Origin of the sequence: Streptomyces sp. NPDC016845 (assembly GCF_044332585.1) — a bacterium.
Lineage (GTDB): Bacteria > Actinomycetota > Actinomycetes > Streptomycetales > Streptomycetaceae > Streptomyces.
Map to the genome: position 1 here is coordinate 1 of NZ_JBIRPI010000058.1, position 10,008 is coordinate 10,008.

8 protein-coding genes and 2 pseudogenes are annotated in these 10,008 nt (G+C 67.7%); 3 read left to right on the top strand and 7 right to left on the bottom strand.

Annotated features, from left to right (window positions below):
• Positions 1–213 (top strand): annotated as a pseudogene (locus ACH4RC_RS42165) (hypothetical protein); the annotation flags it as partial.
• Between the two features lie 378 nt (positions 214–591).
• Positions 592–951 (top strand): hypothetical protein, encoded by a 360-nt coding sequence (locus tag ACH4RC_RS42170; RefSeq protein WP_398210392.1) that lies wholly within the window; start codon positions 592–594, stop codon positions 949–951.
• Here the strand turns inward: ACH4RC_RS42170 and ACH4RC_RS42175 are convergent.
• The 6 genes and pseudogenes from ACH4RC_RS42175 to ACH4RC_RS42200 form a co-directional block, all read right to left on the bottom strand.
• Positions 938–1,390: a hypothetical protein gene (locus ACH4RC_RS42175; protein ID WP_398210404.1), complete on the bottom strand. Its 453-nt coding sequence runs from the start codon at positions 1,388–1,390 to the stop codon at positions 938–940. The genes ACH4RC_RS42170 and ACH4RC_RS42175 overlap by 14 nt on opposite strands.
• Before the next feature lie 188 nt (positions 1,391–1,578).
• Positions 1,579–2,112 carry a DUF1648 domain-containing protein gene (locus tag ACH4RC_RS42180; protein ID WP_398210394.1) on the bottom strand — a complete coding sequence of 178 codons (534 nt, stop codon included), beginning with the start codon at positions 2,110–2,112 and terminating at the stop codon, positions 1,579–1,581.
• Between the two features lie 517 nt (positions 2,113–2,629).
• Positions 2,630–2,893: pseudogene (locus ACH4RC_RS42185) on the bottom strand (hypothetical protein); the annotation flags it as partial.
• A 216-nt stretch (positions 2,894–3,109) separates the two neighbouring features.
• The gene (locus ACH4RC_RS42190; protein ID WP_398210395.1) at positions 3,110–3,517 is read right to left on the bottom strand and encodes an STAS domain-containing protein; all 408 of its coding nucleotides are present in this window, start codon (positions 3,515–3,517) and stop codon (positions 3,110–3,112) included.
• Positions 3,518–3,786: 269 nt separating this feature from the next.
• Positions 3,787–6,543 (bottom strand): hypothetical protein, encoded by a 2,757-nt coding sequence (locus ACH4RC_RS42195; RefSeq protein WP_398210397.1) that lies wholly within the window; start codon positions 6,541–6,543, stop codon positions 3,787–3,789.
• A gap of 617 nt (positions 6,544–7,160) precedes the next feature.
• Positions 7,161–8,246, bottom strand: coding sequence for an IS630 family transposase (locus ACH4RC_RS42200; protein WP_398210399.1), 1,086 nt, complete (start codon positions 8,244–8,246; stop codon positions 7,161–7,163).
• Positions 8,247–8,429: 183 nt separating this feature from the next.
• On the opposite strand from ACH4RC_RS42200, the gene ACH4RC_RS42205 reads away from it, so the two are divergent.
• Entirely contained in the window at positions 8,430–9,251 is an 822-nt protein-coding gene (locus ACH4RC_RS42205; RefSeq protein ID WP_398210400.1) for a S1 RNA-binding domain-containing protein, read from the top strand.
• Here ACH4RC_RS42205 and ACH4RC_RS42210 read toward each other — a convergent pair.
• Positions 9,248–9,727 (bottom strand): hypothetical protein, encoded by a 480-nt coding sequence (locus ACH4RC_RS42210; RefSeq protein ID WP_398210402.1) that lies wholly within the window; start codon positions 9,725–9,727, stop codon positions 9,248–9,250. The two genes, ACH4RC_RS42205 and ACH4RC_RS42210, sit on opposite strands and share 4 nt — an antisense overlap.
• Positions 9,728–10,008 lie beyond the last annotated feature (281 nt).

Consider the following 10,008-nt stretch of genomic DNA (forward strand, 5'->3'; position numbering starts at 1 on the left):
GCGATCCTGCGCCGCTGCGACCAGGAGGGAGTGGCGGCGTACGGGGAATGCACCACGCTCGGCAGCCGACGGCTGTTCGAGCGGTGCGGCTTCCGGCCGCTGCCCGAGGTCGTCCTGCCGGACGGCACCCGGATTCACCCCGTCTGGCGCGCGCCACGATCAGGGGCACGAGGTCATCACGAAGACGGCGGGCAGGGAGGTGTGCGCCCCTAGCAGGGTTTGATCAGGTTGATGCGGTGTCGGGGATGTCGGGGATGTCGCGGTGACAGGTGGGGCAGGCGCCGGACCAAAGTGCGAGGAGTGACTGCACTTCGCGGACGACTCGGTAGAGGCCACCGGAGGTTGACGACATGTTCCACGCTAACGACCGGCTTCGGCGGTGCGTCTTACGGTGAGCGGCCAAGGTGCACCGCTCAATGCGGTGGGGAGCGGGCGTCAGTGCGCACCGAGCAGAATTGAACATGTTCAACTTCCGTGGCAGTGTTAGCGCGTGACGATCTGGTGTGCGAAGCAACCAGGGTTTGACGTACGCAAGGGGGAGTCATGCGTGATGAACGAGGGCGAGTCGCTGCGGGGTTGCGTGGAGTGGTCTTGGCGGTCGCGGTGTTGACGCTGGCCACGGGGTGCATATGGCAGCCGCAGACACTGGCTCGGGCCGACTTTGTAGGAACCTGGACCGAGGGCGATACCGGGGCCCTGCTCTTCAAGGACGACGGCACCGTCGTCGTAACCAACCTTGCCGAGTTCAATAACGACGGCGACAAGGTGTCGGAGTGCAGCGGCACCGGCGAGTGGGGCGCGTATCCCGACGACAAGGAAGCGGAGAAGGTGTGGACCACCGTCTGCGACGGCAACCCGTGGGAATTGGGCGGCTCGAAGGCGCATCTGAAGATGTGGCGCAGCGTGGGAGATCCTGACAACGGGGACCACCAAACCCTCAGCCGCAAGTAGCGGAAGCCGCCCGGCGCGTCCAGCCCGCCATCCAGGTGCACCCAAAGGTGATGCCGACCTCTTTGGTCAGGTGGACCGGCTGGTCACCGACCTGGCAGGCGTGCCGCCCATTGTCACCGAGATCGAAGACGTACCCGAACTGCGCGCCCTGCTCCAGCACGTCGGCGATGCGCACGTGGTCGGCGTCGAGTTCCACGGCGGGGTCCTCGATGTCGGCGTAGCGGTGCTCGGTGGCGCGTTTCCTGATGGCGGGGAAGTCGGACTCGTGCAGGTGGCTGCGGTCGAAGCGGGCGAAGGCGTCGTCGATGGTCTCGGCCAGGGCGTGCAGGGTATGCCGCGTGGAGACGGCGAAGATGCGGCCCGGTCGCGGCCACAGTTCACCGGCCATCCCGCCGCCCAGCAGCTGCACCCGCACACTCCACCACTCACCCTCTGTCATAGGAACGAGTGTGGCGTACCCGGTCATACTCCCGCCGGTGAACGGACAGGAAGCACCCCGCCCACCGCGCGGGCCCATGGTCACGCTGCTGCCGTCACCGATGACGTCACCGAGCGCGACCAGCCCTCGGCCCCGCTGTGTGCAACGCCCTTGATCCCCTTCCCGTCGGTCAGACGGGGGGAACGGGCTCATTGCTTTCGGTCGCTTATGGCCGCAAGGACCGTCATCACGGTGCCGGCGAGGAGCGGCAGAGTCATCGCGGTGAGGAGCCAGGCGGGCACGTGCGCGTCCGGCGTCGAACGCCAGAGTATTGCGCAGCCCATGTGGAGGGAGATGCCGATGCAGGTGTTGAGCAGCAGCAGGGCGCGTGCGATGCGGCGCGCTGAGGCCCGGCTGCCGGGTCTGTTCAGCAGGGGCGATGCCGCCCGGGCGGAGGGGAACGGTGCGGGCTTGGCGTGCGGTAACTCGTTGCGTGGTGTGAGCCGCAGCGTCAGCTCCGCACTGCCGACCGTCAACGCCGTCACTCCTGTGTACAGGAAGACCAGTACGAACGCGGCGCCGATCGACTTGTCCGTCCAGGCGTCCACTCCTTCGGTTCCGATGTGCTGCGGTATCCGCCCCGGCAGGTGGGGGTAGCGGAGCGCACCCCACAGCGGCAACACGACGAGGAGGACGGCATTGGGGAGCAACCACAGCCGGAGGGAGGAAGAACAGAGCACCATAGGAGGGATCATCCGATGACCGCCCGGGGTTGAAAAGGGCCCCCAGCACGGGCGGCCGCCCAGCGGGCGGACCGTCAGATGAGGGCCTGGCATGGTGCCGCGGGGCCGCGTGCCCGGAGTGCGCCCGCGAAATCTCTCCGCCCGGCCGGACGGTCATCGTCCTGTCCGGCTCTGCTGTCCGAACACAACGTGCCCGTCGGCCGCGCTGAAGACCAGCAGGGCGCCCGCGCCAATCGCGAGCGGTCGGCGTCAATACGCGGCGCGCTGAGGGGCATTGTCGGCGACCGGGGCGAGGGCCGGTCTGGCTCGTTTCGGGCTGGATTAGGCGCCGCAGGGGGTGTCGTTGTCGTGCAGGCTGTGGGTGGTGTCGTTGAGCTGGTAGGAGCGCAGGTCGCCGATGGCGCCGCCCTCGCGTCTGACACAGACGTGCCGGCCGAAGTAGTCGTCCTTCTGGTAGGCGCGCGGTGCGACTGCTGTTGTTGATGATCGAGCTGCCCCTGCCGCGGATGTAGTCCGGCAGGTGCCGCACCGAGCCGTCGATGGCGCGTTTGACGTAGGGCTGGCCGCCGAAGTCGATCTCGGGGTAGATGCAGACGAACCCGCGTGCGCAGGTGATCTGGTGCCGGGCTGTGGCGGGGCGCCCGCCGCGGTTGTGGCGTGGGCGGGGGCGAGGCCGGTCAGCGCGGCGGCCAGAAGGGTGGGGACGGCGGCGGCAAGCAGCATGGCCGTGCGGTGCGGAAGTCGCATGGCAGCGGCCTGTCCTGACGGAACGATTCGCCATTCCGCTCGCCGCCGCGGTTCATCCAGATGAGTGGCGTGTACGGCGCTTGCCGCCCCGCAGGGACCGCTGCACCCCATCCGACCTCTGCGGGCAGGAGAAGAAGAACCTCTGCCTCTGCGTTCGGGAGCGCCTTGTGCTCGGCCGGGTCAGTGCATGCGCCTGTCCAGGGCGTACCCGTGGCGCCGACAGTCCCACGCACACCGCACGTAGCGACCGTCAGGCTGGACGGAATGAAGAAGAGGAGGCAGGGCCGGGCAGGACGGCGGTGCGCCTGCTAATCGGTGTGGTCTTCGGGCGGGGCGTGCCCGGTTCGCTGAGGAGGAGGGTGCTGGTGCCGGTGATGTCCAGGACTCGGCGGACGGCGCGGGTGACGGCGACCACGCGCAGGTGGCCGCCAGTCTTTTGGGCGAGGCGGTGGTGGCGGGTGAGCAGGTTGATGCCGGTGGAGTCGATGAACGGCACGTGGCTGAGGTCGAGTTCACATCGTCGGCTGGTCAGGCGGGCGAGGAGGGCTTCCAGTTCCGGGGCGGTGGCGAGGTCGAGCTCACCGCGGACGTGCAGCAGGACGGTGTCGCCGGTGTCGATGACGCAGATCTCCCAGGAGAGCGGGGGCGTTGTGTCCACGTGTTCGTGGTCCCTCTCCAGGTGCGGCGGCTGCAGCCGGGGACGGTGGCCGCGCGGGCCGGATGCGCTGCGAAGGTTTTATGCAAGCACCACGAGCTGCCAACAGGGAGGCCTTTGATGAAGAAGCACCCCGAGCGTGGGTGGGTCACGATCGGCGGGCTCTGGTTGATGAGGTGCTGCGCGGACGAGGACTGCGCCTTGGAGGTCCGGGGCACGGCTGTGCCGGTCGTCCGGGCCCCAGCTCCTGGACGACCGGCATGGTTGGGGGGCTACTTCTTCTTGCGTGCGGCGGCCTTGGGCTTGCCGTGATGGAGGGTGGTGCGGGTCTCCTCGGCCTGGGCCTGGATGGTCTTCTGAACGGCGGCGGGCAGGTGCTTGCCGCGGAAGGTGCTGACCATCTTGTCCAGGACGGCGTCGGCTTCGGTGAGGTTGCCGTCCTTGGCGTGGACGGTGGCGAGGCGGCGCATCGCCTTGTTCAGCGAGATGTTGTCCAGGCCCTGGTCGCCGGTGGAGGCGTTGATGGCGGCGCTGAGCTGTTGGACGCTTTCCTTGATGTCGGGTTCGCGGACGGTGAGGCGGCCGTCCCGTATGTGCTGGAAGTGGCGTCCGGCGTTGGCGCCGCGGGCCAGGCGGGCGTGGGCGGCGAGGGGGTGGTCTGCGTAGCGTTCGATGACTTCCTGCAGGGCGTCGTTTCCGGTCTGGAGCTGGGGTGCGTCGGAGCCGAGGAAGGTGAGCAGCTGGCCCTGGTCGTCGCCCAGGAGGAGTTCGCCGATGTGCTGGTCGGCGGCGGCCAGCGGGGCCCGGACCCGGAGGGTGTGCGTGGCGGAGACGACACGGGAGCCGTCCGGTCCCTGGTAGACGGCCGCCACCTTGTACAGGCCGGGTTCGCTGAAGTAGAGGCCGTCGGAGCCATAGCCGAGGTACAGGCTGGTGTACAGGGCGGGTGCGTCGGCGGTGAGCGTGGTGGTGGTGTGCCCGCCGCACTCGTGGGTGAGGGGCTTGAAGATCCGCATGCGGCCGTAGGGGTCGGTGATCGCGACGCTGACGTGTCCCCGGGAGGGCTCCAGGTCGCCTGTCACGCTGACGTCGCCGTGGCTGCCGGTGCGGGCCAGCTTGAGCTGGGCGATGACCGGTTCGCCGTAGGCGAAGGCCGCCTGTCCTTCCAGCACGAGGTCGAGGCCGGACTCGTCGGCCAGCGCCTGGGCGAACAGGTCCGGGGACGGCTGCTCCTTGGCGGCATTGAAGGTGAAGTCGCTGCCGCCCAGGATCACGTGGCGGTAGAAGCCGTGGCGCAGGTGGCGGATCTCGTCGTCGGTGAAACTGAAGCGGAAGGCACGGAAGAATGCGTCGAACCCGGCCGCCGGGGGAGTGTCGACCTTGTAGTACTGCGGGTAGTTCATCCACGACAGGTCGCCGTAGCGGCCCTGGGGGCCCAGCGGTGCGGGCGGGTCGGCCGTGTCCTTGGAGAAGGAGTGCATCAGGTTGAAGGCGTGGCCGAGTTCGTGGACGTAGGTGTGCAGTTCGTCGTTGGTGCCGGCCACGTTGTGTTTTGTGAACACCGCGATGCCCTGCCGTTGCAGGCCCGTGGTGTCGAACATGACGCCGGCCACACCCGTGCCGTCGGAGTAGTCGTTGGCGATCAGGGTCCACAGTTTCCACTGCGGGACCTCGCGGTAGCCGCTGAAGTTCGCCACCATCGCCGCGTGCAGCTCGGCCTTGGACCACTGCAGGTTCTTGTCGGTTTCGGCCAGGGCGGTGGTGAGGACGTTGCGGGTGCCGGCGGTGCGCAGCTCCACACCGGCCTCGGCGAACGAGGCGGGCACGCTGAGTACCCGGTTCGCGTACCCGGGCGGGACGGCGGACTTGGACGTGTCGTAGCTGACGAGCTCGGCCTCTCCGGCCACCGTGTCGACCTCGTAGTCCACGGTGCGGAAGTACGTGGACGCCCGGGGCACCTCGTTCCAGATGGAGCGGTAGTAGCCGCTCGCGTCCTCCAGGGTCAGCCACAGGGCCGTGCGCGGGGGCTGGCCGGCCGCGGTGAGATAAATCAGGGTGCGCACCTGGGTGATCTCGGGCTGCGCAGTGGCCCAGATGAGCCCCTTGCCCGTGATCACCACATAGTTCTCGGTCCACGCCACCTCCACGCTGGAGGAGCGGAAGGAGTTGGCGTAGGTGGTGGTCTGTCCCGACACCGTGAACAGGTCGCCGCTGACCATGGACAGCGTGCCGACCTTGTCGACATCGATGCGCGCCTCGACCATCTGGCCGGCGTTGGTGGCCCGGTAGGTCCCGGACAACGGCAGGTACGGCGTCGCATAGGGCGTGGGCAGCTTGCCCAGACCTGTGGTCAGTGAGGTGAGCGTGCCCGTCTTCTCCACGCCGGTACGCCAGTTGAGGATGATTCCCTTGTCCGCCTTGACCAGCAGGGAACGGCGTACGTTACCGTCGGGCGGCAGGGCGATGACGTGGTCGAGGTCGGAGCGGAAGTCGGCCGGGAGCTGGGCCCAGCCCGCCGCGTCCGCGTCCGGCCCTTCGGTGATCAGCGCGTCGCGTTCGACGTCGACGTCCTTGCCCCAGCTGTAGGTGATCACGCGGGAGCCCTTGAAGACGTACGTGCGCCACACGTTCGCCGGGGAGTTCGGTGCCTGGAGCAGAGCGTCCACGTTGTTCTGCCAGTCGGCGGGCAGGTAGGAGCGCATCACCAGCTGTTCGCGCTTGATGACGCCGGTGCCCACCCGGTACTGCAGGCTGTCGGAGCCGGTGATGAACAGGTACTGCGCGGAGCCGTCCGTGTGCGCGGGCAGCTGCAGCACCGCGTGCGGGGTCTTGAAGTCCTGGTACTGCGCCTGCCGCAACTCGGTGAACTGCCCCCCGTACGCGTCGGCGGTCGGCGACTCGAAGAGCAGCGCCGTGTCGCTGACGGCCGCGGCCCAGCCGGGCCGCAGGAACATCGCCGACCACCCCTGGGCTGTCGGGCACGCCACCGCGCAGCGGAACCCCGTGGACTTGTGCCTGAGGAACGCCATCAGCGTCCCCTCTCTGAAAAGAAGGTCGCGGCTTCAAGCACACGACGCTGGGCCCTCACTTCAGCACCGAGGGGCGCATTCCCCCAGGTCAACTACCGGCCAACCGGGCGCAGTCGGCGCCCCGGTCAGCGGACGTTCCCGCCGGAGAGCAGGGACACCAGTGGGCCGGTTGCGGCACATGCCCCCCGCCCATGCCAGCCTCCTTTCGAACCTGACCGAAACTGTCTGCGTTTGATCAAGTCGGCAGCTCCCAGCACACTCCCCTGCCCCACGCGTGGGAGCGGAGCGTTCCACCGCCCGGAGACCGGACAGCCATCCCGGCCGAAACGGCAGAAGAGGCCCGCCTGTCCATGATCAACAGCGGCACGCGTAGCTCCCAGCGGCAGGCCGACGGTCCGCAGAGCCCTGCGCATGGCTGGGGCCCGTAGATGTGCACTGCTCGCCTGAAGCTTCCGCAAGACACTGTCACGCCTGCGGCCTCGCGATGACCGCACCCGGAATGGCGCGGTACTTGGCGATCGGTGCCAAGTAGGCCGCTCAGTCACACCCCAGCTGTGGTCGGGCGCGATATCTGGCCCTTGAGCGTGCGGCTTGGCCCTGAGCGCGGTTGCTGGCCCCTAGTGAGCCGGTCCGGAGATCCTGTCGCAGTAGCGGCAGATCCGGTCGATGATCTGGTCGGCGGTTTTGGTCCACTTGAACGGTCGGGCCGTGTCGTTCCAGGTGTCGATCCACGCCTCCAGGGCGGTCTTGAGGACGTCGAGTGAGCAGAAGGAGCCACGTTGCAGGCAGCGTCGTTCCAGCTTGGCGAACCACCGCTCGATCTGGTTGATCCACGACGAGTACGTCGGGGTGAAGTGCAGCGTGAACCGGGGGTGCGCGAGCAGCCACTTGTGCACGGGCGGCGCCTTGTGCGCGGATAGGTTGTCGCAGACGACATGGACGGCGTGTTGGGGCTCGACCTGGCGGTCGATCATGTCGAGGAAGTCGCGGAAGTCTTCAGCGGCATGACGCGCCGACCACGCCGTGATGACCTTCCCGGTAGCGGTGTTGAGGGCCGCGAACAGGTCCACGGTGCCGTGGCGGATGTAGTCGAAGCTGCGCCGCTCGGGTGTGCCCGGGATCATCGGCAGCACCGGCGCGGTCCGCTCCAGTGCCTGGATCTGGGGCTTCTCGTCCACGCAGAAGACCGCCGCCTTGGCCGGCGGGGCGAGGTAGAGGCCGACCACGTCGCGGATCTTGTCGATCAGCAGCGGATCGGGGGAGATCTTGAACTCCTCGACCCGGTGCGGCTGCAGGCCGAAGGCCCGCCAGATGCGGTGCACGCTGGTCGGCGAGATCCCCACCACCTTGGCCAGGTCACGCTTGGACCAGTGGGTGCAGCCCTCCGGCACCTCTTCCAGGGTGCGCACCACCACCTCCTCCACCTTCGCGTCGGTGATGCTGCGCGGCACCCCAGGCCGCGGCTCGTCAGCCAGCCCGTCCAGCCGTTCACGCACAAACCTCGACCGCCACCGGCGGACCGTGGAGCGGTCGGTGTCACACCGCGCGGCCACCACGGTGTTGTTCCACCCCCGAGCGCAGGCGAGCACGATCCGCGCCCGTTTGGCCAAGCCCTGCGCGGTCGTCCGGCGCTTGGCCCAGTTCTCCAACACCACCCGCTCGTCCTCGGACAGGACCAGCGGCTCCAGCCTGGGATCGCCCATGACTCCAGCACACCGCACCCCAGCCGCTTCCCGCGACAGACCACCAAGATCTGAAACGAGAAGCGACACACGAGGCGAGCTACCAACACAAGACCGGCTCACTAGGGGTGTGACTCAGCAGGCTAACTGTCGTGTCAGCACGGAATCTGTCGTCTGCGGTCGGCCCCGACTAGGCTCACCTCCATGTCCGAGCCAACCCCTGACCCTCGCCTGCAGTCCTTGATCAACCAGCTCCGGCCGGGGGTTGTGAGAACGGTGAAGGTCATCGGATTCGACGGAGCGGACGTCCTGGTGCAGCTCGTGGATGCCGCAGGAGGAGCGACCGAGATCGGTCGGATTCCTCTGCACGAAGCGTCGATGCGTCGGATCGAGCATCCATCCGAGCTGTTTGAGGTCGGCCAGGAGATCGATGCCGAAGAAATCGGGCGTTGGCGCGAAGGGCAGCTTCACCTCTCCGCCAGGGCGTGCGAGATTCCGGCCCTGCGGTCCTTCCTCCTCGCGCTCGAACGCGGGCAGGTTGTCACCGGGACGGTCTCCGCGGTTCACAACTTCGGGGTCTTCGTCCACGTCGACGGCGAACCCGAGGGCCTGTGCACCGGCTTCATTCGGGTGCCGGACCTGACGTGGGGCTGGATCAACCACCCCTCCGAGGCAGTCGAAGCCGGCCAGCGGATCACCGCTGAGGTGATCATCGCCGAGACACGCTCCGGTCAGGTCACGCTCTCCTTGAAGGCTCTGCAGGAAGATCCACTCATTCGGTTCGCGGATCAGGCCGGCCGAATCCTCACCGGGCCGATCACCAAGATCGTTCCCTTTGGCGTGTTCGTGCAGTTTGCCCCTGACGTTGTCGGGTTCCTGCATCTTTCTGAGCTGACTGACGAGCCGACCGAGACTCCGGATCAGCTTGTTGATGAGGGCCAGCTGATCACGGTGAAGGTCGCCGAGGTCGACCTCCAGCGTCACCGGGTGCGACTGGGCGCCGTCGGCGGAGCGGACAGAACCTAGCGAATGGGCATGCTGGTGCCCGATTCGATTTTCTCGATAAGGGCATCGCCATGCTGACAGAGGAGCCTGCGTAGGGCCGTGTAGTGGTTCAGAGCGTCGGGACGGGAGAGCTGGAACCAGGTGCTCGCCCGGCGCTCCCGCCAGACTTGGCGAACCTCCGGGGGCTGTTCGGCTTCCACGTGCCGTGGCGCGAAGAGCGGCTCGCCGCCAGTGACATAGGCCCAGACGAACGCGGACGCTTCCTGGCGTACTCGGTCGTCCAGGTTGGGGCGAACGGGCCCTGGGACGGGCGGGAGCCTGATGATGATCTCGTTCCAGATCTCGGACGACAGGGACCAGCTTCGCAGCACCTCGCGCCGGCGCTGGTAGTTGGTGGGGTCTGTCGCGCGGTCGAGTTCCTCGGCCAGGTCGTGCAGAGCGGCGTTGAAGGCATCCTGCCCATCTGTGAGCCACCGCAGGAGCGTGCCCGTGGCCACGAACTGGCCTCCGGCAGGGTTGATGCCGAGGAAGCCTGCGGCGTCACCCTGCGCCCTGCCAGAAGCCTGTTGGGCAAGGAGGACAGCTGCGAGACGGCGTACGGACTTCGCTTCCGCGTCGATCTGGAGCTTCCCCGTGATCTTGGATACTCGATGGTTATGCCGCGAGGGCGTGTCGGTGTCGCTGTCGGGTCTCGGCCGGGGTGAGGTAGCCGAAGACCTTGTGTCTGCGCAGACGGCGGCGGTTGTAGAACGTCTCGATGAAGTCGAAGACGTCGGCT

What these genes read in the sequence shown, in the direction of transcription:
- ACH4RC_RS42175 (WP_398210404.1), bottom strand. Translation starts at nt 1,390, where the DNA reads ATGACAGAGGGTGAGTGGTGGAGTGTGCGGGTGCAGCTGCTGGGCGGC.
- ACH4RC_RS42180 (WP_398210394.1), bottom strand. Translation starts at nt 2,112, where the DNA reads ATGGTGCTCTGTTCTTCCTCCCTCCGGCTGTGGTTGCTCCCCAATGCC.
- ACH4RC_RS42195 (WP_398210397.1), bottom strand. Translation starts at nt 6,543, where the DNA reads ATGGCGTTCCTCAGGCACAAGTCCACGGGGTTCCGCTGCGCGGTGGCG.
- ACH4RC_RS42200 (WP_398210399.1), bottom strand. Translation starts at nt 8,246, where the DNA reads ATGGGCGATCCCAGGCTGGAGCCGCTGGTCCTGTCCGAGGACGAGCGG.
- ACH4RC_RS42205 (WP_398210400.1), top strand. Translation starts at nt 8,430, where the DNA reads ATGTCCGAGCCAACCCCTGACCCTCGCCTGCAGTCCTTGATCAACCAG.